Raw genomic sequence first — 24,464 nt, 5'->3', positions numbered from 1 at the left:
CTTCTTCTCGTTGTCGGAGGTCACGCCCCGAACTCCTTGTCGATCAGGTCGAACAGCTCATCGGCGGAGGCCGCCGCCACTTCGTCGTCCAGCCGCGGTTCCCCGGTCCACCAGTCGAGGAGGGACCGCAGCCGCTCGGTGATCTCGTCCCTGCCCTCGTAGCCGGCGGGCAGCGCGGCGAGGGAACTACGCAGCTCGTCAACGGCGCCGGTCGCGGACGGCGCGCTCTCGCCGAGCAGGTAGCCCGCCAGCTCGCGGACGGTCGGGTAGTCGAACACCAGCGTCGCGGGCAGCCGTTTCCCGGCGACCGCGCCGAGCCGGTTGCGCAGCTCGACCGCGGTCAGCGAGTCGAAGCCCAGTTCGGAGAACGCCTTGGCCGGATCGATGTCCACTGTGGACGCATGGCCCAGCACCGCGGCGACCTGCCCGGTCACCAGGGCCACGACGAGGTCTTCGCGCTCCGCGAACGGCGTCGCGGCGAGCCGCTCGGCCAGGCCGGCGGGCGCGGCGTGCGCCACCTCCGCGACTGCCCGCCGTGCCGGGGCGGTGGCGAACGCCCGGAACAGCGGCACGCCCGAGGACGCCAGCGCGGCCGGGTCGACCCGCATCGGCACCACGGCCGCTTCGCCGGAAGCGACACCCGCGTCGAGCAGGGCGAGCCCGAGTTCGGCGGACAGCGGCAGCAGGCCCGCGCGGGCCATCCGGTTCAGGTCCGTCTCGGTCAGGCCGCTGGTCATCCCGGCCGACGCCGACCACGGCCCCCATGCGAGCGCCACCGCGGGCAGCCCCAGGGCGTGCCGGTGCGTCGCGAAGGCATCGACGAACGCGTTCGCGGCCGCGTAGTTCGCCTGCCCGGCGCCGCCGAACAGGCCGGCGGCCCCGGAGAACAGCACGAACGCGGTGAGGTCGGCGTGCCGGGTCAGCTCGTCGAGGTGCACGGCGGCGTCGACCTTGGGCCGCAGCACCTTGTCCAGTCGGGCCGCGTCCAGGGAGCCGACGACGCCGTCGTCGAGCACGCCGGCGGTGTGCATGACGGCGCGCAGCGGGTGTTCGGCGGGGATCCCGGCGAGCAACGCGGCCAAGGCGTCGCGGTCGGCCACATCGCACGCCGCCACGGTGACGGTCGCGCCCAGCCCGGTCAGTTCGTCCCGCAGCTCGGCCGCCCCTTCGGCCGCGAGGCCGCGGCGGCTGGTGAGCAGCAGGTGCCGCGCGCCGTGCTCGGTGACCAGGTGCCGGGCCAGCAGCCCGCCGAGGCCGCCGGTGCCGCCGGTGATCAGGACCGTGCCTTCCGCGTCGAGCGGCGCGGGCACGGTCAGCACGACCTTGCCGACGTGCCGGGCCTGCTGGAGGTGCTTGAACGCCGCCGGGGCGCGGTGGACGTCCCACGCGGTGACCGGCACCGGCCGCAACGCGCCGCGGCCGAGCAGGTCGAGGACCTCCCGCAGCAGTTCGGCGATCCGGTCGGGACCGGCCTCGATGAGGTCGAACGCCTGGTAGGCGACGCCGGGGTGGGCCGCGGCGACCTCGGTGGCGTCCCGGACGTCGGTCTTGCCCATCTCCAGGAACCGGCCGCCGCGCGGCAGCAGCCGCAGGGAGGCGTCGACGAAGTCTCCGGCCAGGGAGTCGAGGACGACGTCGACGCCCCGGCCCTCGGTGGCCGCGAGGAACCGCTCCTCGAAGTCGAGGGTGCGCGAGGACGCGATCCGGTCGTCGGCGAGACCGTGGTCGCGCAGGGCGTCCCACTTGCCGGCGCCCGCGGTGCCGAACACGTCGGCGCCGAGGTGCTTCGCGAGCTGGACCGCGGCCATGCCGACGCCGCCGGCCGCGGCGTGGATCAGCACGGTCTCCCCCGGCTGGACGCGGGCGAGGTCGACCAGCGCGTAGTAGGCGGTGAGGAACACGATCGGCACGGACGCCGCCTCGGAGAAGGACCAGCCGTCCGGGACGCGGGCGACGAGCCGCTGGTCGGCGACCGCGACCGGCCCGAACGCGCCGGGGAACATGCCGAGCACCCGGTCGCCTGCTGCCAGCCCGGTCACCCCGGCGCCGACCTCGGTGACGACGCCCGCGCCCTCCAAGCCCATCTGCCCGGCTTCGCCCGGGTACATGCCGAGGGCGTTGAGGACGTCGCGGAAGTTGACGCCCGCCGCGCGGACGGCGATCCGCACGTGCCCGTCCGGCAGCGGGCCCTCGACCTCGGGGCACGGCAGCAGGGTCAGGTTTTCGAGGGTGCCCTTGTCGACGACGTCGAGCCGCCACGGTCCGGTCGCGGGCGCGGCGAGCACCCCGCCCGCGGTTTCCGCGCGCACCAGCCGGGCCGCGTGCGGTTCACCGTCGCGAAGGGACAGTTGCGGCTCACCGGTGCTGAGGGCGCCCGGGATGGCGGCGAAGGACGCTTCCGTGCCGTCGACGTCCACCAGCAGGAACCGGCCGGGGTTCTCGGCCTGGGCCGAGCGCACCAGGCCCCAGACCGCCGCGTTGGCGAGATCGGTCACCTCGCCGCGGTGCGCCACCGCGCCGGAGGTGACGAACACCAGCTTCGCGCCTTCGAGGGTGTCCTCGGTCAGCCAGCGCTGCACGGTTTCCAGGGCGAGCCCGGTGGCCGCGCGCACCGCGGCCGGGAGGTCTGCCGCACGGTCCGGCACGAGCGGCGCGAAGACCACCTCGGGTGGCGTGCCACCCTCGGCGCTGAGCGCGTCGATGTCCACATAGGACTTGAGCGGGCCGGACGTGCCGAGCTGGACGCCGAGCTTGTGCGGGTCCGGGCCGAGGACGGCCCAGGCCTGGGTGTCCGGTTCGGACCCGCCGGTCAGCGGGACCCAGTCCACTTGGAACAGTGACTCGTACAGAGGCCGTCGCTCGGTCAGCAGTTCGGCGGAGACCTGGCGCATGGCCAGCGAACCGACGGTGGCGACCGGGTTGCCCGCGGCGTCGGCGATGGTCAGTGCCAGGGCGTCCGGCCCGGCCAGGCTCAGGCGGACGCGCAGCGCGGCGGCGCCGGACGCGTGCAGGGTCACGTCCGACCAGGAGAACGGGAGGCGGCTCTGCCCCGACCCGGCCAGGGGCAGGTAGAGCAGGGCCTGCAGGGCGGCGTCGAGCAACGCCGGATGCAGGCCGAAGCGCCGCGCGTCTTCGCTGGCCGGTTCGGGGAGCGCGATTTCGGCGAAGACGTCGTCGCCGCGGCGCCACGCGGCGGTCAGGCCGCGGAAGGCGTCCCCGTAGGCGAACCCGCCGGCCGCGTAGGTGTCGTAGAAGTCTTCCACGGCAATGGGTTCCGCCTGCGCGGGTGGCCACTCGGTCAGCAGTTCGCCGGGCTCTCCGGCGTCGACGGCGAGCAAGCCGGTGGCGTGCAAGACCCAGTCGTCGGTGCCCTCGACCCGCGAGTGCGCGGTGAACGCCCGGCCGCCGTCCTCACCGGGGGCCCCGACCGAGCACTGCAGCTGGACGCCGCCGCGCTCGGGCAGCACCAGCGGCGCGGCCAGCGTCAGCTCTTCGACCCGCGCGCAGCCCGCCTGGTCGCCGGCGCGGACGGCCAGCTCGAGGAACGCCGTGCCCGGCAGCAGAACCTGGCCCATGACCTCGTGGCCCGCCAGCCACGGGTGTGTGGACAGCGCGAGCCGGCTGGTGAACAGCACCTCGTCGGAACCGGCCACGGAGACCGCCGCGCCGAGGAGCGGGTGGTCCACCGCGGTGAGACCGGCGGCGGTGACGTCGCCGACCGGCAGGCCGGTCAGGTGCGGCCAGAACCGCTGGTACTGGAACGCGTACGTCGGCAAGTCGACTCGGCGCGCGCCGGTTCCGGCGAACACGGCCATCCACTCGGGACTCTGCCCGTGGACGTGCAGCTCGCCGACGGCGGCCAGCACGGTGACCCGCTCGTCGCGCCCCGCGCGCAGAGTGGGCACCGCTACGGCCGCTTCGACCATCGGCGTGAGGACGGCGTCCGGCCCGATCTCGACGAACCGGTTGACCCCCAGACCCTGCAGGGTCGTGACGGCCTCGGCGAACCGCACTGTCGCACGCACCTGGCCGACCCAGTACTCCGGCGTCAGCACGGACGTGACCGCACCGGTCACCGTGGACACGATCGGCAGGGTCGGTTCGGCGTAGGTGATCTGCCCGGCCACCTTCGCGAACTCGGCCAGCATCGGATCCATCGACGGCGAGTGGAACGCGTGGGAGACCGTGAGCCGCTTGGTCTTGCGGCCCAGCGCGGTGAAGTGCTGCTCGATCCCGTCGAGGTCGTCGCCGGAGACCACGATCGACGTCGGCCCGTTGATCGCGGCGATGCTCACCGTGTCCGTGAGCAGCGGCGTGACCTCGTCCTCGGTGGCGGCTACGGCCAGCATCCCGCCTCCGCCCATGCCCCCGCCGCCACCCTCAACGGAGTCGCTCCGCGACACTGATCTGACTCCGGGCAGCGCCTGCATCAGCCGGCCGCGCGCGGCGACCAGCCGGCACGCGTCCGCCAGGGAGAACACCCCGGCGACGTGCGCGGCGGCCAGTTCGCCGATCGAATGCCCGGCCAGGTACTCGGGGCGCACACCCCAGGACTCCAGCAGCCGGAACAACGCCACCTCGACCGCGAACAGCGCGGGCTGGGTGTAGCCGGTCTCGTTCAGCAGGCCTTCGTCGCCGAAGACGACGTCGGCCAGCGGCCGGTCCAGTTCGGTGTCGAAGTGCGCGCACACCGCGTCGAACGCCTCGGCGTACACGGGGTGCGCGTCGTACAGTTCGCGGCCCATGCCGAGCCGCTGCGCACCCTGTCCGGTGAAGAGGAACCCGATCCGGCCTTCGCTCGCCGGGCCGGGGAGAGGCCCGTCGACGAGGTCACGCAGACCGCGCAGCAGCTCGTCGGTCTCGGTGCCGATCACCACCGCGCGGTGCTCGAACGCCGAGCGGCCGGTGGCCAGCGACCAGCCGACGTCGGCCGGTCGCTCGTCGGCCAGGCGGTCGGCCAGTTGTGCGGCCTGGGCCCGCAGCGCCGCCTCGGACCGTCCCGAAAGGACCCACGGCACCGGGCCCGACCACGCCGAATCGGCCGATGTGGGTTCTTCGGGGGCCTGCTCGACGATCACGTGGGCGTTCGTGCCGCTCACGCCGAACGACGAGATCCCGGCCCGGCGCGGGTGCCCGTTCGGCGCCCACTCGACGGCGTCGGACAGCAGCCGCACGTCGCCGGACGTCCAGTCCACATGGGACGACGGGACGTCGGCGTGCAGCGTCTTCGGCAGCAGGTCGTGCCTCAGCGCCAGGACCATCTTCATGATCCCGGCCGCGCCCGCGGCGGCTTGGGTGTGCCCGATGTTGGACTTGACCGAGCCGAGCCACAGCGGCCGGTCGCGGTCCTGCCCGTAGGTGGCCAAGACGGCCTGCGCCTCGATCGGGTCGCCCAGCACCGTGCCGGTGCCGTGCGCCTCCACGGCGTCCACTTCGGACGGTGCCAGGCCGGCGTCGGCCAGCGCGGCGCGGATCACCCGCTGCTGCGACGGCCCGTTGGGGGCGGTCAGGCCGTTCGACGCGCCGTCCTGGTTGACCGCGCTCCCGCGGACGAGGGCGAGCACCGGGTGACCGTTGCGGCGCGCGTCCGAGAGCCGTTCGAGGAGCACCATCCCGGCGCCTTCGCCCCAGCCGGTGCCGTCGGCGTCGTCGGAGAACGCCTTGCAGCGGCCGTCGAGCGCGAGCCCGCGCTGGCGGCTGAACTGGATGAACCCGGACGGGGTCGACATGATCGTGACGCCGCCGGCGAGCGCCAGCGAGCACTCCCCAGCCCGCAGCGCCCGAGCCGCGAGGTGCACCGCGACCAGCGACGACGAGCACGCCGTGTCGACCGTGACGGCCGGGCCTTCCAGGCCGAGCGCGTAGGAGATCCGGCCGGACACCACGGAACCCGCGTTGCCGGTCATGGTGTAGCCCTCGACGCCCTCGTCGTCGCCGAGCGCGAGCAGCGGCGTGTAGTCCTGGCCGTTGGAGCCGGCGAACACGCCGACCGGGCCGCCGCGCAGCGACGCCGCGTCGATCCCGGCGCGCTCGACGGCCTCCCACGCCGTCTCGAGCAGCAGGCGCTGCTGCGGGTCCATGGCCAGGGCCTCGCGCGGGTTGATGCCGAAGAACGCCGCGTCGAACCGGCTGGCGCCGTCGAGGAACCCGCCACGGCGGGTGTAGGACGTGCCCTGGTGGTCGGGGTCCGGGTCGTAGAGCGCGTCGAGGTCCCAGCCGCGGTCGTCGGGGAAGTCGGTGATCGCGTCCGCGCCGCCGGACAGCAGGGCCCACAGGTCCTCCGGCGACCGCACGCCGCCGGGGAACCGGCAGGCCATCGAGACGATGGCGATCGGGTCGTCCTCGACGGCCTTCGGCGTGGCGTCCACTGTAGACGGCGTGTCGGCCGGCTCGCCCAGCTCGGTCTTGAGGTGCGCGACCAGCGCGGTCGTCGTCGGGTAGTCGAAGATGAGCGTCGCGGGCAGCTTGAGCCCGGTGGCCGCGGACAGGCGGTTGCGCAGGTCGACCGCGGTCAGCGAGTCGAACCCGAGGTCGGTGAACGCGCGGTTCGGCTCGACGTCGCCCGGCCCGGCGTACCCGAGCACGCCGGCGACCTGGGTGCGGACGAACTCCAGCACGTCGCGCTCGCCCACACCCTGGGTGTGCTCCGCCGCGGCTTCGATCGCCGCGCGGGCCTCGGGGATGCCGAGCAGCAGCGGGCTCGGCCGGACGGCGGTGAACGACGGCACGTACCGCGCCCAGTCGACGCCCGCGACGGTCAGCGTGGTCTCGCCGTGGTCGAGCGCCTGCTGCAGTGCCGCGATCGCCAGCTCCGGGTCGAGCGCCTGGATGCCGCCGAGACGCTGGCGTTCGGCGACGGCCGCGGCGTCGGCCATCCCGGTGTCGGCCCACGGACCCCAGGAGATCGAGGTCGCGGGCAGCCCGAGCGAGCGCCGGTGCTCGGCGAGCGCGTCGAGGTAGGCGTTGGCGGCGGCGTAGTTGCCCTGGCCGGGGCCGCCCCAGACACCGGCCGTCGAGGCAAACGAGACGAACGCCGTCAGGTCGAGGTCGCGGGTCAGTTCGTGCAGGTGGAACGCGGCCAATGCCTTGGGCTTCAGCACGCCCATCAGCCGGTCCGGGGTGAGTGAGTCCAGCACACCGTCGTCGAGGACACCGGCGGCGTGGACGACGGCGGTCGGCGGGTGCTCGGTGAGCACGGCGGCCAGGGCGTCGCGGTCGGCGACGTCGCAGGCCACGACGGTCGCGCGGGCGCCGAGCCCGGCAAGTTCTTCGCACAGCTCGGCCGCGCCCGGGGCGTCCGCGCCCCGGCGGCTGGTGAGCACCAGGTGCCCGGCGCCGCGACCGGCCAGCCAGCGCGCGACCTTCGCACCCAGCGCGCCGGTACCGCCGGTGACCAGCACGGTTCCGTCCGGCGTCCACTCACGGACCGGCGGGGTCGAGCCGAGCGGGGACCGCAGGAGACGACGGGCGAAGACGCCGGACGCGCGGACGGCGACCTGGTCTTCGTCGCCGGTGAGCGCGGCGACCACCCGGGCGGCCGCGCGGTCGTCGAGGTCGGCGGGCAGGTCGAGCAGGCCACCCCAGCGGCCGGGGTGTTCGAGCGCGGCCACGCGGCCGAGGCCCCATACCGGCGCCTGGGCAGGCTGGCGGAGCGCGTCGGCCTTGCCGGTCGAAACGGCGCCACGGGTGAGCGTCCACAAGGGAGCGTCGCCAACGGCTTGGATCAGGGTGAGCGTGTCGACGAGCCCGCGGTAGGAGACGTCGGTCCCCAGCAGGGACACGATCCCCGCCGGTTCGACGTCCCCGATCCGCTCGGCCAGGACAGCGCGGTCGAGGCCGGACTCCACCTCGATCGTGACGACGTCCGCGCCGAAGCGGTCCAGGGGCAGGGCGGTCTCGTCGCCCGGACGGCGCACGACGAGCCAGGTGCCCTCGAGGCGTGGTGAGGTCTCGACGGTGACCGGCTGCCACCCGACGCGGTACCGCCAGTTGTCCACTGTGGATTCTTCGCGGCGCTGCCTGCGGTAGGCGGCCAGCGCGGGCAGCAGGCCTTCGACGGCGGGCGCGTCGAGCCCGAGCGTCCGGGCCAGCTCACCGGCGTCGTCGCGTTCGACGGCCGACCAGAACCCGGCGTCGGCGGCGTCGGAGGCCGCGGCGACGTCGCCCGGGCCGGGCAGCGTCGGCCAGTAGCGCTGCCGCTGGAACGGGTACGTCGGCAAGTCCACAATGGACCCGGTGAGCACGGGCGTGAAGTCCACGTCGACACCGCGCGCCCACAGTTCGCCGGCCGAGGTCAGGAAGCGGGCGAGCCCGCCTTCGTCGCGACGCAGCGAGCCGGTGACGACGGCGTCATCGAGAGTTCCGGCGATCGCGCTGCCCAGCACCGGGTGCGCGCTGGACTCGACGAACACGTCGAAGCCCTGCTCGCCGAGCGCCACGGTGGCGGGCGCGAACAACACGCGCTGCCGCAGGTTCCGGTACCAGTAGGCGGCGGTCAGCTCGGTCGTGTCGAGCCAGTCGCCGGTGACGGTCGAGTAGAACGGGATCCGCGCCGCGCGTGGGGTCACCGGGGCCAGCACGTCGAGGAGCTCGGCCTCGATCGCCTCGACGTGCGCGGAGTGCGACGCGTAGTCGACCTGGACCTTGCGGGCCCGGACGCCGTCGGCCGCGCAGCGGGCCAGCAGCGCGTCGACCTGGTCCGGGTCGCCGGAGACGGTGACCGCGGCGGTGCCGTTCAGCGCGGCGAGGGACAGGCCGGGCGGCAGCTCGAGGTCTTCGGCCGGCAGCGCCACCGACGCCATCGCGCCCCGGCCCGCCAGCGACGTCCGGATCACCTGGCTGCGCAGCGCGACCACCCGTGCGCCGTCTTCCAGGGAGAGCGCGCCGGACACGCAGGCGGCGGCGATCTCGCCCTGGGAGTGGCCGATGACGGCGTCCGGGCGGACGCCGTAGGACTCCCACAGCGCGGCGAGCGACACCATGACCGCCCAGCACGCGGGTTGCACGACGTCCACCCTGGTCAGGGCGTCGGCGTCACCCAGGACGTCGGTCAGCCGCCAGTCGACGAACGGGTCGAGCGCGGCCGCGCACTCGGCGAGCCGGTCGGCGAACACCGGCGCGGCTTCGGCGAGCTCGAGGGCCATCCCGACCCACTGCGAGCCCTGGCCGGGGAAGACGAACACGGTCTTGCCGGGCGTCCCGGCGACTCCGCGCACGGCGGGGTCGGCCAGCCCGGCGAGCAGCTCGGCCCGGTCGGCGCCGACGACGACCGCCCGGTGCTCGAACGCCGACCGCGTGGTGGCCAGGGACACCGCGACATCGGCGACGTCGGACTCCACTGTGGACAGCAGCTCGGCTTGCCGTCGCAGGGCGTCAGCCGTGCGCCCGGACAGCAGCCACGGCACCGCGGCCGGCGTCTCGCGCTCAGGTCGTCGCGTGGTTTCCGTGGCCTGTTCGAGGATCAAGTGCGCGTTCGTGCCGCTCATGCCGAACGACGAAACCCCGGCTCGGCGCGGGCCGTCGGCGAGCCACGGCCGGCTCTCGGTGAGCAGGCTGACGTCGCCCGCGTCCCACTCGACGTGCGGGGACGGGACCTCCGCGTGCAGTGTCTTCGGCAGCACGCCGTGCCGGATGGCCTGGACCATCTTGATCACGCCGCCGACGCCCGAAGCCGCCTGCGCGTGCCCGACGTTGGACTTGAACGACCCCAGGTACACCGGCCGGTCCGCGGGCCGCTCGCGGCCGTAGGTGGCGATGATGGCCTGCGCCTCGATCGGGTCGCCCAGCTTGGTGCCGGTGCCGTGCGCCTCGACGACGTCCACTTCGGACGGTGTCAACCGCGCGTTGGCCAGCGCCCGCCGGATCACCCGCTGCTGCGACGGTCCGTTCGGGGCGGTGAGGCCGTTGGACGCGCCGTCGGAGTTGATCGCGGAGCCCTTGATCACCGCGAGGACGCGGTGGCCGTTGCGCTCGGCGTCGGAAAGCCGTTCCAGCATCAGCATCCCGGCGCCTTCGGCCCAGCTGGCGCCGTCGGCGTCGGCCGAGAACGGCTTGCTGCGCCCGTCCGCGGCGAGCGCGCGCTGGCGGCTGAACTCGACCAGGGAGACCGGGGTGGACATGACCGTGACGCCGCCGGCGAGGGCCAGCGTGCAGTCGCCGTCACGCAGGGACTGGCAGGCCCAGTGGATCGCGACCAGCGAGGACGAGCACGCGGTGTCGATCGAGACCGCGGGCCCTTCCAGGCCGAAGGTGTAGGCGACGCGGCCGGAGAGCACGCTCGGTGAGTTGCCGGTGCCGAGGAAGCCTTCGAAGCTGTCGGTCGCGGCGCCGAGCAGACCGCCGTAGTCCTGGTAGGTGATGCCGGCGAAGACGCCGGTGCGGCTGCCCCGCAACGTGGCCGGGTCGATCCCGGCGCGTTCCATCGACTCCCAGGACACTTCGAGGAGCAGGCGGTGCTGCGGGTCCATCGCGACCGCCTCGCGCGGGCTGATCCCGAAGAAGCCGGGGTCGAACGCGCTCGCGTCGTGCAGGAAGCCGCCTTCGCGGGCGTAGCAGGTGCCCGGTGCGTCGGGGTCGGTGTCGTAGAGGGCTTCGAGGTCCCAGCCGCGGTCGGTGGGGAACGGCGAGATCGCGTCGCCGCCCTCGGCGACCAGCCGCCAGAGGTCGTCGGGGTCGGCGATGCCGCCGGGGTAGCGGCAGGCCATGCCGACGATCGCGATCGGCTCGTCGACCCGGGTGCCGGCCTCGGTGTGCTCTTCCTCCGCGCCGAACAGCTCGGCGTGCAGGGCCTTCGCCAGCGCCGTGGGCGTCGGGTGGTCGAAGACCGACGTCGCGGGCAGGCGCAGGCCGGTCGCCGTGTTCAGCGCGGTCCGCAGCTGGACGGCGGTCAGCGAGTCGACGCCGAGTTCCTTGAACGCGCGGTCGGCGCCGACCGCCTCGGGTCCGGCGTGGCCGAGGACGAGCGCGGCCTCGGTGCGGACGATGGCGAGCAGCGCCCGGTGCCGGTCGGTCTCGGGCAGCCGGGCGAGCCGCTGGTGCAGCGCGTTGCCCGCGTCGGCCACCTGGGTGACCACCCGGCGGGTCTTGGGCTTCGCCGGGGCGTGCTCGACGGTGCGGAGCGCGCCCCTCGTGCCCAGCAGGTCGAACGTCTCACCGGGACGGCAAGCGAGCGCACTGTGCGCGAGGGCTTCGAGCACCGCGGTCTGCGCCGCGACCAGGCCGTCGCCGCCGGCGGCGGTCAGCACGACGAGGTCGACGTCCAGCTCGGCGAGGTTGAAGGCGATGTCGGCGCGGTCGCGCAGGTCGGCCGGGCTCTCGGCGAGTCCGATGTGGACAGCGGTGGTGACGTCCGGGATGTCCCGGAGCGCCCGCGCCAGCTCGTGCCGATCGGCGGGATCGCAGACGACGGCCTCCGGCAGGTCCGCGTCCCCGAGCACGACGAGCCGCTGGACGCCCCGGTCCTCGACGAGGTGCCGCGCGACGGCGGCGCCCAGTTCGCCGGACGCGCCGGTGAGCAGCACGGTCCCCTCGGGCTTCCAGGCGTCCGGCGTGACCGCGGCGGCGCGGGGTTCGTAGCCGACGCCACCGCGGATCACGAGCCGGTCCGCGATCGGCTCGACCGGGGTGCCGTCCACGAGGGCGAACCGGCCGGGGTGCCGCGCCAGCACCGGCTCGACGGCGCCCCAGACGGCGGCTTCCACCACGTCCGGCACCTCGCCGGCGCCGACGGCGACCGCGCCACGGGTGACGAAGACGAGCCGCGAGCCGGCGAACCGCGGGTCGGCCAGCCAGGCCGTGACCAGCGCCAATGCCCGCTGCGCCGACGCCCAGACCGCCCAGGTGAGGTCCTCGGTGTCGTCGGGCCGGCAGGAGGCGAACACGACTTCCGGCACCGCCCCGGCGGCGGTCAGGTCGGCGAACTCCTGGTAGGAGGGCAAGTCCTCCAGCCCAAGGTCACCGAGCACCGCGGCCGAACCCGGGTTGGAGCCCTGTTTCTCACTCACGACCCACTCGACGCGGTGGTGTGTGACGGCCGGGACCGGCTTGGTCGCCGGGCGCAGGACCACCGACTCGGCGACGGCCACGACCTGGCCCGTCGAGTCGGCCAGGGTCAGCTGGACGGCGCTTCCCGTCCGGCGCAACCGGACCCGCAGCTCGGTCGCGCCCGTCGCGTGCAGGCTGACGCCCGACCACGAGAACGGCAGCACGTCCGTCAGGTCGGCGAACGCCAGCGCGTGCAGGGCCGCGTCCAGCAGCGCCGGGTGCAGGCCCCACTCTTCGGTGGTGGTTCCGGCGGGCAGGGCCACCTCGGCGAACACGTCGTCGCCGGAGCGGTACGCGGCGCGCAGGCCCTGGAACGTCGGCCCGTAGCCGAACCCGGCTGCCGCGCGTTGGGAGTAGAAGTCGTCGATCGGCAGCGCGCCCGGCGGCGGCCACTGCGTCAGATCGTCCGAAGTGGACAAACCATCGGCCAGGAAACCACTGGCGTGCCGGATCCAGCCGTCACCGCGGGTGTAGATGCCGAACGCGCGCCGGGTGCCGTCCGCGGCTTCGACGCGGACCTGGACCGGTACCCCGCCGTGCTCCGGCAGCACCAGCGGGGCCTCCAGGACCAGCTCCTCGACCTGGTCGCAGCCCACCTCGTCGGCCGCGCGCAGGGCCAGCTCGACGAACCCGGCGCCGGGGAACAGGATCTCGCCGTGGACCCGGTGCTCGCCCAGCCACGGCGCGGCATCGACCGACAACAACCCGGTGAGCACGACGCCGTCGGCGCCGGCCAGCTCCACGGCCGCACCCAGCAGGCCGTGCGACGCGCCGGACTGGCCGAGCGACACCGGGTCGCCGTCGACGTCCGGCACCTCCAGCCAGTACCGCTCGCGCTGGAACGCGTAGGTGGGCAGCTCGACGCGCGAGCCATCGCCGACGACCCGGGCCCAGTCGACGTCGCCGCCGTCGACCTGCAGTTCGGCCAGCGCCGAGAGCAGCGTGCGGGCTTCGGGACGGTCGGCTCGCAGCGCCGGTACAGCGATCCCGTCCACGGACTCCGCGACCATCGCGGACAGGACGCCCGCCGGGCCCAGCTCGAGGAACCGCGTCACCCCGCGGGCGGCGAGCGTGCGGACGCCGTCGGCGAACCGGACCGTGGCGCGGACCTGCCGGACCCAGTACTCCGGGTCGCCCAGGTCGGTGGCGATCTCGCCGGTGACGTTCGACAGCACCGGCACGGCAGGCTCGTGGTAGGTCAGCCCGGCCGCCACCGCGCGGAAGTCGGCGAGCATGCCGTCCATCCGGGCCGAGTGGAACGCGTGGCTCACCCGCAGCCGCCGGGTCTTCCCGAACTTCGCGGCGACCGCCAGCACGGCGTCTTCGTCACCGGACAGCACGACCGACGACGGCCCGTTGACCGCGGCCAGCGACACGCGGTCGGTCAGCAGCGGCGTGACCTCGTCCTCGGTGGCCGCGACGGCCACCATCGCCCCTCCGCCCTTGCCCCCACCGCCACCCTCAACGGAGTCGCTTCGCGACGCTGCGTCGTTCGCGGGCAGGGCCTGCATGAGCCGCGCGCGGGCCGCGACGAGCGTGCACGCGTCCTCGAGGGACAGCACGCCGGCGACGTGCGCCGCAGCGAGTTCGCCGATCGAGTGGCCGCCGACGAAGTCGGGCCGCACACCCCAGGACTCGAGCAGCCGGAACAGTGCGACCTCGACCGCGAACAGCGCGGGCTGAGTGTAAGCCGTCTCGTCGAGCCGCTCCCCCGAGGCGATCGCCGTCCGCAGCGAACCGTCGAAGTGCGCGCACACCGCGTCGAAAGCCGCAGCGAAGGCCGGGAACTCGCGGTACAGCTCGCCACCCATGCCGGCCCGCTGCGCGCCCTGGCCGGTGAACAGGAACGCCGTCCGGCCCTGCGTCGCCGTCCCGCGCACCACGCCGGCGGACTTGGTGCCCTCGGCCAGCGCGGCTAGCCCGGCCCGGAGTTCGGCGGCGTCTTCGGCCGGCACGACGGCGCGGTGCTCGAACGCCGACCGGGTCGTGGCCAACGACCAGGCCAGGTCGCCGAGGTCACCGTCCGCACGATCGAGCAGCCGCGCGGCCTGCGAGCGCAACGCCGCCTCCGACCGGCCCGACAGCGCCACCGGCACGAGCCCGGTCCGGCGCGGCCGCGGCAGCTCCGGTTCGGCCGCGGGCGCCTCTTCGAGGATGACGTGCGCGTTGGTGCCGCTCACGCCGAACGCGGATACGCCCGCCCGGCGCGGCTGCCCGTCGGCCGGCCAGGGCATCGGCTCGGCGAGGAGGGAGACGCTGCCCGTCGTCCAGTCCACTTCGGACGACGGCTGCCCGGCATACAGGGTCTTCGGGAGCAATTCGCGTTGGAGGGCGAGCACCATCTTGATCACCCCGGCGACGCCGGCCGCGGCCTGCGTGTGCCCGAGGTTGGACTTCAGCGAACCGAGCCACAACGGCCGGTCGCGGTCGCGGCCGTAGGTGGCCAGCAGGGCGTGCGCCTCGATCGGGTCGCCGAGCCGGGTGCCGGTGCCGTGGCCTTCGACGGCGTCCACATCGGACGGCCGGAGACCGGCGTCGGCGAGCGCGGCCCGGATCACCCGCTGCTGTGACGGGCCGTTCGGGGCGGTCAGGCCGTTGGACGCGCCATCGGAGTTCACCGCGGAGCCGCGCACCACCGCCAGCACGGGGTGCCCGAGCCGCTGGGCGTCGGAAAGCCTTTCCAGCACGAGCATTCCGGCGCCTTCGGACCAGCCGGTGCCGTCGGCGGCGTCGGAATACGCCTTGCAGCGGCCGTCGGGCGCGAGGCCGCGCTGCCGGCTGAACTCGACGAACGCGGCGGGGTTGGCCATCACCGCGACCCCGCCGGCCAGGGCCAGGGAGCACTCGTCCGACCGCAGGGACCGGGCCGCGAGGTGCAGCGCGACCAGTGAGGACGAGCACGCGGTGTCCAGCGTGACGGCCGGGCCCTCGACGCCGAGGTGGTAGGCGATCCGTCCGGAAAGGACACTGCCCGCGTTGCCGGTGAGCAGGTGACCGCCGAGGCCTTCGGGGGCTTCGCGCAGGCCCGCGGCGTAGCCGGAGACGCCCGCGCCGACGAACACGCCGGAGCTGGTCCCGGCGAGGGACCGCGGGTCGATGCCCGCGCGTTCCAAGGCTTCCCAGGAGCTTTCGAGCAGCAGCCGCTGCTGCGGGTCGGTGGCGAGGGCCTCGCGCGGGCTCATCTCGAAGAAGGCGGCGTCGAACTCGCCGGCGCCGGTGAGGAAGCCGCCGTCGCGGGAGTAGCTCTTGCCCTCGGCGTCCGGGTCGGGGTCGTAGAGGCCCTCGACGTCCCAGCCGCGGTCGGCAGGCCAGGCCGAGATGGCGTCGCCGCCGTCGGCCAGCAGCCGCCACAGGTCCTCCGGCGAGTCGATGCCGCCGGGTAGGCGGCAGCTCATGCCGACGATCGCGATCGGTTCGTCGACCTCCTCGACCCGCTGGACCGGGATTTCCTCGTCGCCGCCGGACAGCTCGGCGACGAGGAAGGCCGCGAGGACGGTGGCCGACGGGTGGTCGAAGACCAGCGTCGACGGCAGTTTCAGGCCGGTGACCGTGCTCAGACGGTTGCGCAGCTCGACGGCGGTCAGGGAGTCGAAGCCGAGGTCGCGGAACGGCCGGTCCACGGCGACGGACGCCGGATCGGCGTGCCCGAGCGCGGCCGCGGCCTCGCGCTGGACGAGGTCCAGCAGCTCGTCGGCGGACAGTTCGCGGCGCGGGGTTTCCTCGACCGCGACGTCGAGGGCGTCGCGGACCTCGGGCAGGTCGCCGAGCAGGGCGCTGGCACGGACCGCGTTGAAGCCGGGCGCGAACCGCGTCCAGTCGACGTCGGCCACGGTCACGGCGATGTCGTCGGCACCGAGGGCTTGGCGCAGTGCGGCGATCGCCAGGTCCGGGGCCAGGGGCCGGAGGCCGCGGCGGCGCAGGTGGTCTTCGGCGCCTTCGTCGGCGAGCATGCCGCCGCCGGCCCAGGGGCCCCAGGCCACCGAGGTCGCGGCCAGGCCCGCCGCGCGGCGCCGGTGGGCGACGCCGTCGAGGTAGGCGTTCGCGGCGGCGTAGGCGCTCTGGCCACCGCTGCCCCAGACGCCCGCGATGGAGGAGAACAGCACGAACGCGTCGAGCTCGCGGTCGCCGAGGACGGCGTCCAGGTTCTCGGCACCGGCGAGCTTGGCGGCGGTGAACCGGGCGAATTCAGCGGGAGTGAGATCGGCGAGAGGCGCGGACTGGGCAACCCCGGCGGCGTGCACGACGGCCCGCAGCCCGTCGAGACCGTCGATCAGCTCGGCGACGGCTCCGCGACCGGTGACGTCGCAGGCCGCGACGGTCACGGTGACGCCGAGAGCTGTCAGCTCGTCACGTAGTTCCGGCGCGCCGGGGGCGTCGAGGCCGCGGCGGGAGGTCAGGACAAGGTGATCGGCGCCGGCGTGGGCCAACCAGCGGGCGACCTCGGCGCCGAGCGCCCCGGTCCCGCCGGTGATCAGCACGGTCCCGCGTGGGCGCCACGCAGGTGCTCGGTCCGGCCGCGAGGCAGGGTCGGGGGCGTCGGTCCGATCCTCCATCCCACTCGACTGCCACGGACCGGCCGCACGTGCAGCGGCGGCGTCGGCGCTCTGGTCGTCGACGCCACTTGATTGCCACGAACCACCCGCGCGAGCGGCGGCGCCGGGGCCGGCGTTCTGAACTTCGACCCCACTCGACCGCCAGGAACCACCCGCGCGAGCGGGCGCGCGGTCCAGGCGTGCGCCGAAAACCGCGGCGTCGCGGACTGCGACCTGATCCTCGGTGCCGGTGAGCACGCCCGCAAGCCGGGCTACCGCGCGGTCGTCCAGGACGGCCGGTAGATCGACCAAACCGCCCCAACGGTCGGCGTGTTCGAGGGCGGCGGTGCGGCCGAAGCCCCAGAGCGCCGCCTGGGTCGCGCTGCGGACCGGGTCGGCGCCGCCGACCGAGACCGCGCCCGACGTCGCGCACCACAGCGGCGCCGTGCCATCGAGTGCCTGGACGAGTTCCAGGGTCGCCGCGAGCCCCGCCGAGATCGCGGGCGCGTCCGGTGCCGGGCGCTCGTCGAAGGCGAGCAGCGACAGCACCCCCGCGAAGTCGCCGTCAGGCAGTTCGGCCAGGCGTGCGGGAACGCAGTCGAGGCCCGAGGTCAGCGTCTCGAGGAAGTCCGGCTCGACACCGTGCTCCGGAAGCACCAGCAGCCAAGTGCCCGGCACTCCTCCTTCGGACCCGGACAGCGGCCGCCAGTTCACGGCGTACCGCCACTTGTCCACAGTGGACGACTCGCTGTGCCATCGGGCGAGCAGCGGCAACGCCGTTTCCAGGATGGCCAGTTCAGTGGCGTCCAGAGTGGACGAAAGGTCGGCGTGCTCGATCGCCGTCCAGAATTCGGTATCCGGTGCGGTCTCGTTGATGCGGGGCCAGAACCGCTCGCGCTGGAACGGGTAAGTCGGCAGCACGACGAACCTCGCCGGGGGCACCACCGCGGTCCAGTCCGGACCGCGGCCGGCGACGTGGAGGTGGCCCAACGCGGTGAGCAGCGTGCGCTCCTCGGGCCGGTCCTTGCGCAGCGTCGCCGTCGCGGGCAGGGTTTCCTGCGCCAGCGCGGCGAGCACGCCGTCCGGGCCCAGCTCGACGCAGCCGGTCACGCCGAGCCCGGCCAACGCGCCGACGGCGTCCGCGAACCGCACCGGCTCACGGACCTGACGCACCCAGTACACCGGCGTCAGGATCTCGTCGCCGGCCAGGCGACCGGACACTGTGGACACCAGCGGGATCTTCGGCGCATGGAAGGTCAGGTCGTCGGCGACCGCCGCGAACGCGTCCAGCATCGGGTCCATCAGCGCCGAGTGGAACGCATGCGACACCGGGAGCCGTCGGACCTTGCGGCCCAGCCCGGCGAAGTGCCGTTCGATCGACTCGACCGCGTCGACTTCGCCCGAGACCACCGTCGCTTGTGGACCGTTGAGAGCGGCGAGACTCGCGCCGTCACAAAGAACCGCGGCAACCTCGTCCTCGGTGGCCTGGACGGCCAGCATCGCGCCACCCGTCGGCAGGGCCTGCATCAGGCTTGCCCGGGCCACCACCAATCGGCACGCGTCCTCAAGGGACAGCACCCCGGCGACGTGCGCGGCCGCCAGCTCACCGATCGAATGACCCGCAACGTAGTCCGGCCGGACGCCCCACGACTCCAGCAGCCGGAACAACGCCACCTCGACCGCGAACAGCGCGGGCTGCGTGTACCCGGTCTCATCCAGGAGCGACGCGTCGCCGAAGACGACCTCGCGCAGCGGGCGGTCCAACGCCGAGTCCACCAGGGCGCAGATCGCGTCGAACGCGTCCGCGAACACCGGGAACCGCGCGTACAGCTCCGCGCCCATCCCGACGCGCTGCGAACCCTGGCCCGAGAACAGGAACGCCGACTTGCCGGCCGACGACACGCCGTGGACCAGGTTCGCCGCCGTCGCCCCCGCCACGAGGGCTTCCAGGCCGGTCGCCAGCTCGGCGAAGTCCGCGCCGAACACGACGGCCCGGTGTTCGAACGCGGCGCGTCCGGCCAGGCCGGCGGCCACGTCGGCGACGTCGGCGTCCGGCAGTCGCAGCAGGTCACGGGCGGCGTCCCGCAGCGCGGCTTCGGACCGGCCGGACAGCACCCACGGCACGAGACCACCCGGAGCCGCCGGAGACTCGGCCGCGGGCACGCCTTCGAGGATCACGTGGGCGTTCGTGCCGCTGACGCCGAACGACGACACGCCCGCGCGCCGCGGACCCGCGTCCTCCGGCCACGCCTGCGCTTCGGTCAGCAACGCCACCGCGCCGCTGTCCCAGTCGACGTGCCGCGACGGCCGGTCGACGTGCAGCGTCTTCGGCAGCAGGCCGTGGCCCAGCGCGAGGACCATCTTGATGATCCCGGCGACGCCCGCCGCCGCCTGCGTGTGCCCGATGTTGGACTTCAGCGAACCGAGCCACAGCGGCCGCTCGCGGTCCTGGCCGTAGGCGGCGATGAGCGCCTGCGCCTCGATCGGGTCACCCAGGGTCGTCCCGGTGCCGTGCGCCTCGACCGCGTCCACATCGGACGGTTGGAGTCCCGCGCTCGCCAGCGCCGCGCGGATCACGCGTTGCTGCGAAGGTCCGTTGGGAGCGGTCAAACCGTTCGACGCGCCGTCCTGGTTGACCGCCGAGCCGCGCACCAGCGCGAGCACCGGGTGGCCGTTGCGGCGGGCGTCGGACAAGCGCTCGACGAGGATGAGCCCGACGCCTTCGCCCCAGCCCGTGCCGTCCGCGCCGTCGGCGAACGCCTTGCAGCGGCCGTCTTCGGCCAAGCCGCCCTGCTTGCTGAACTCGAGGAACGCGCCCGGCGTCGTCATCACCGTGACGCCGCCCACGAGCGCCATCGACGACTCGCCCGAGCGCAGCGACTGCGCCGCCCAGTGCAGCGCCACCAGCGACGACGAACACGCCGTGTCGACGGTGACGGCGGGGCCTTCCAGGCCCAGCACGTAGGAGATCCGGCCGGAGACGACCGAGCCGGCGTTCCCGGTCCCGGCATGGCCTTCCGAACCGCCTTCGCCGGCCTCGCGCAGCAAAGCCGCGTAGTCCTGGCCGTTGGTTCCGATGTAGACACCCACCTGGGAACCGCGCAGCGACAAGGGATCGATGCCCGCGCGCTCGAAAGTTTCCCACGACGTCTCCAGCAGCAGCCGCTGCTGCGGGTCCATCGCCAGCGCTTCACGCGGCGAAATCCCGAAGAAGCCGGGATCGAAGTCGGCCACGCCGTCGAGGAAGCCGCCGTGGCGCGTGTAGCTGGTGCCCTCGTGGCCGCGGTCCGGGTGGTACAGGTCGGCCAGGGGCCAGCCGCGATCGTCCGGGAAGGTGGTGACGGCGTCGCGGCCGCCGGCCAGGAGGTCCCACAGGTCTTCGGGCGAACGGACCCCGCCGGGCAGGCGGCAGGCCATGGACACGATGGCGAGCGGCTCGTCCTCGACGACGGCGGACCGCGTGACGGCCGGGGCCACGGCGGTTCCGGCCAGCTCTTCGCGCAGGTAGGTGGCGACGGCGGCCGGGGTCGGGTAGTCGAACACCAGCGTCGCGGGCAGCGGGCGCCCGGTCGCGGCGCCGAGGCCGTTGCGCAGCTCGACGGCGGTCAGCGAGTCGACGCCGAGGTCCTTGAACGCCCGGTCGGGCTCGACCGCCTCCGGTCCGGGATGGCCGAGCACGGCGGCGGCCTGCGCGCGGACGACGTCCAGCAGGAGCGCGTGCTGGTCCTCTGTGGACAGATCGGCCAGCCGCGCGAGAAGGGGCTGCTCGTCGGGGGTGGTCATCGCGTCCCGCGCTTCGGGCAGGTCGCCGAGCAGCGGGCTGGGGCGGGTGGTGGTGAAGCCGGGCACGAACTTCGCCCAGTCGACGTCCGCGACGATCGGGTTCGGCTCCCCGCCGGCGATCGCGCGGCGCAACGCGGCCACGGCCAGGCGCGGCGCCATCGGCGGCACGCCGCCCCGGCGCATCCGGTCGGCGACCAGGTCGTCGGCCGCCATGCCGCTGCCGCCCCACGGGCCCCAGGCCACGGCGGTGGCGGGCAGCCCGGCGGCGCGGCGCTGCTCGGCCAGCGCGTCGAGGCCGGCGTTCGCGGCGGCGTAGGCGGCCTGCCCGACCGCGCCGAGGCTGCCCGCGAACGACGAGAACAGGACGAACGCGGACAGCTCGCGGTCGCAGGTCAGCTCGTCGAGGTGCCGGGCGGCGTCGAGCTTGGGCCGGAACACGGTGCCGAGCTGGTCGGCGGTAACGCCGTCGAGCACGGCGTCGTCGAGGACCCCGGCGGTGTGGATGACGGCGTCGAGGTCGGGCAGCGTGGCCAGGAGGCCGGCGACGGCGTCCCGGTCGCCGACGTCGCAGGCGGCAACGGTGACCTGGGTGCCGAGCGCGGCCAGCTCGTCCCGCAGCGCCGTCGCGCCCGGGGCGTCGAGGCCACGGCGGCCGGCCAGCACGAGGTGGTCGGCGCCGCCCTCGGCGAGCGTGCGCGCGACGACCGCGCCCAGCGCGCCGGTACCTCCGGTGATCAGCACGGTCCCGGCGGGCGACCACGGCTCGGCGGCCGGGCCGGTGGTCCGCCGCAATCGGCGACCGAAGACACCCGAGGCACGCAGCGCCACCTGGTCTTCGCCCGAGGTCAGGACGGCCGCCAGCCGGTCGAGGGCGCGGTCGTCCAGGTCGGCGGGCAGGTCGACCAGGCCGCCCCAGCGCTGCGGGTACTCCAGCGCGGCTACCCGGCCGAGGCCCCACAGCGGCGCCTGCTCGGGGGCGCGCAGCGGGTCGGACTGCCCGGTGGAGACCGCACCCCGGGTGGCGACCCAGACGGGGGCGGCCGCACCGCGGACCAGCTCGATGGTGCGAAGGAGAGTCGTGGAGGTCTCGCCGTCCAGAGCCAGCAGCGAAAGGACACCGTCGGCGTGCTCCGGCAGCCGGTCGAGCGTCACGGGGACGAACCCGCGGCTCACCAGTGCGTCGAGCACCGGTGACGTGAAACCCTCCGGAACGACGGCCAGCCACGTGCCGGTGAGCGGGGCCGGTGTGGTCGGCACCGGTGTCCAGCCGATCCCGTAGCGCCAGGCGTCCACAGTGGACTTCTCTTGCCGCTGGGCGCGGTAGGCCGACAGGGCGGGCAGCAGCTCGCCGACCGCGTCGGCCGGCAGGTTCAGCACGTCGGCGAGGGTGCCGGTGTCCACGGCGGACCAGAAGGCGTCGTCCCCGGCTCCGGTCGCGGGCGACGGCTCCAGCCAGTAGCGCTGCCGCTGGAAGCGGTACGTCGGCAGGTCGATCCAGCGGCCGCCGGGCAGGACGGCCGACCAGTCGGGCCCGTGACCGGACACGTGCAGCCGGGCCAGGCCGGTCAGCGCGGCCTGTGGCTCCGGACGGTCGCGGCGCAGCAGCGCGGCGACGGCGGCGCCGTCGGACAGGCATTCCTGGGCGAGCGCGGCGAGCGCGCCGTCGGGACCCACTTCGAGGAACCCGGTCACGCCCGCGTCGCGCAGCCAGCCGATGCCGTCGGCGAACCGCACGGCCTCGCGGACGTGCGAAACCCAGTAGTCCGGCGAGGTCAGCCGGTCGGCGAGGGTACCGGTGACGTTGGAAACGACCGCGATCTTCGGCGGGTGGAACGTGAGCCCATCGAGGACCCGCCGGAATTCGGCGAGCATGCCGTCCATGCGGGCGGAGTGGAACGCGTGCGAGACGTCGAGGCGCTTGGTCTTGCGGCCGAGCCCGGCGAAGTGCCCGGCCGCGGCCAGCACGACGTCCTCGTCGCCCGACAGGACCAGCGAGCCGGGGGCGTTGACGGCGGCGATCGAGAGGCCGTCGACCAGGTCGATCTCGTCTTCGGCCGCTTGGACGGCCGCCATCGCGCCGCCGGCGGGCAGCGCCTGCATGAGCCGGCCGCGGGCGGCGACCAGCGTGCACGCGTCGGCCAGCGCCAGGACCCCGGCAACGTGCGCGGCGACCAGCTCGCCGATCGAATGGCCGAGCAGGTAGTCCGGGACGTACCCCCAGGACTCGGCCAGCCGGTAGAGCGCCACCTCGACCGCGAACAACGCGGGCTGGGTGTAGGCCGTCTCGTCGAGGTGCTCGCCCGACGCGATCACCGTCCGCAGTGGACGGTCGAGGTGCCGGTCGAACTCCGCGCACACCTCGTCGAAGGCCGCGGCGAACACCGGGAACCGGGCGCGCAGCTCCGCGCCCATCCCGGCTCGCTGGGAACCTTGGCCGGTGAAGAGGAAAGCCAGCTTTCCGGGCTGGACCGTGCCGCGCACCAGGCCGGGCGCGACGCCGTCCGCGGCGAGGGCGTCGAGGCCGCGCAGCAGCTCGGCACGGTCCTCGGCGAGAATGACCGCGCGGTCGTCGAGGGCCGCCCGGCCGGTGGCCAGCGACCACGAGAGGTCCGGCAAGTGCGCACAGTCCACAACGGACTTGAGGCTTGCGGCCTGCTCCCGCAACGCAGCCGCTCCGCGCGCGGAAGCCAGGAACGGCAGCAGCCCCGTCACGACCGGCGGCTCGTCGGTCTCGTCGGCCGCGGGTGCTTCCGACAGCAGGACGTGGGCATTGGTGCCGCTGACGCCGAACGCGGACACCCCGGCCCGGCGGGGCTCGTCCCGCTCCGGCCACGGCATCGGCTCGGCCAGCAGCTCGACGGCGCCGGCCGACCAGTCCACGTGGGACGTCGGCGCGTCCAGGTGCAGGGTCCGCGGGAGGTGCCCGTGCCGCAGGGCGAGGACCATCTTGATGACGCCGGCCGCGCCGGAGGCGGCCTGGGTGTGCCCGATGGTGGACTTCACCGCGCCCACGCGCAGCGGCCGGTCCGCCGGGCGGTGCTGCCCGTAGGTGGCCAGCAGCGCCTGCGCCTCGATCGGGTCGCCGAGGGTGGTGCCGGTGCCGTGCGCTTCGACGACGTCCACATCGGACGGTGACAGCCCGGCGGCGGCCAGTGCCGCGCGGATGACGCGCTGCTGCGACGGGCCGTTCGGCGCGGTGAGGCCGTTGGACGCGCCGTCGGAGTTGACGGCCGAGCCCTCGACCACGGCGAGCACCGGGTGGTTGCGGCGCCGCGCGTCGGACAGGCGCTCCAGCAGCAGCAGGCCGACGCCCTCGCCCCAGCCGGTGCCGTCGGCGGCTTCGGCGAACGGCTTGCACCGGCCGTCGCCGGCCAGCCCACCCTGGCGGGCGAACTCGAGGAAGACGGCCGGGGTCGACATGATCGTCGCGCCGCCGGCCAGGGCAAGGGAGCACTCGCGCTTGCGCAGGGCCTGGCAGGCGAGGTGCAGCGCGACCAGCGCCGACGAGCACGCCGTGTCGACGGTGACGGCGGGACCTTCCAGGCCGTAGCTGTAGGCGAGGCGGCCGGACAGGACGCTGCCCGCGTTGCCGGTGAGCAGGTGGCCGGCGACCTCGTCGGTCTCGCTGCCGACGCCGTACCCGGACGGCGTCGAGCCGACGAAGACCCCGGCCGAAGTCCCGGCGAGCGTGCCGGGGTCGATGCCCGCGCGTTCGAAGACCTCCCACGACACTTCGAGCAGGAGCCGCTGCTGCGGGTCGGTGGCGAGCGCCTCGCGCGGGCTGATGCCGAAGAACGCCGGGTCGAACGTCGTGGCGGTGTCGACGAACCCGCCCGTGCGCGCGTAGTCGCCGCCGGTGGTGTCCCAGCCGCGGTCCGCCGGGAACGGCGTCATCGCGTCGGCGCCGCTCTCGACGAGGTCCCAAAGCTCCTCCGGGGAGGTCACGCCGCCGGGGAACCGGCAGCCCATCGCGACGATCGCGATCGGCTCCTTCTCCCCCGCCTCCAGCTCCTGGAGGCGTTGCCGGGTCTCGGCGAGGTCGGTCGTGACCCACTTCAGGTAGTCCCGGAGCTTGTCTTCGTTCACCAGCGCCCTCGCCTGTGGTCC

The 24,464-nt window shown here is 74.4% G+C and carries 1 protein-coding gene; it reads right to left on the bottom strand.

The window, feature by feature from the left end; translation table 11 throughout:
• Window positions 1-20: 20 nt before the first annotated feature.
• Window positions 21-24,446 (bottom strand): type I polyketide synthase, encoded by a 24,426-nt coding sequence (locus ACZ7OH_RS21345; RefSeq protein WP_470282597.1) that lies wholly within the window; start codon window positions 24,444-24,446, stop codon window positions 21-23.
• Window positions 24,447-24,464: the final 18 nt, after the last annotated feature.

This window comes from Amycolatopsis sp. NPDC114478 (assembly GCF_055633805.1).
This window is presented reverse-complemented; position numbering and strand designations above follow the sequence as displayed.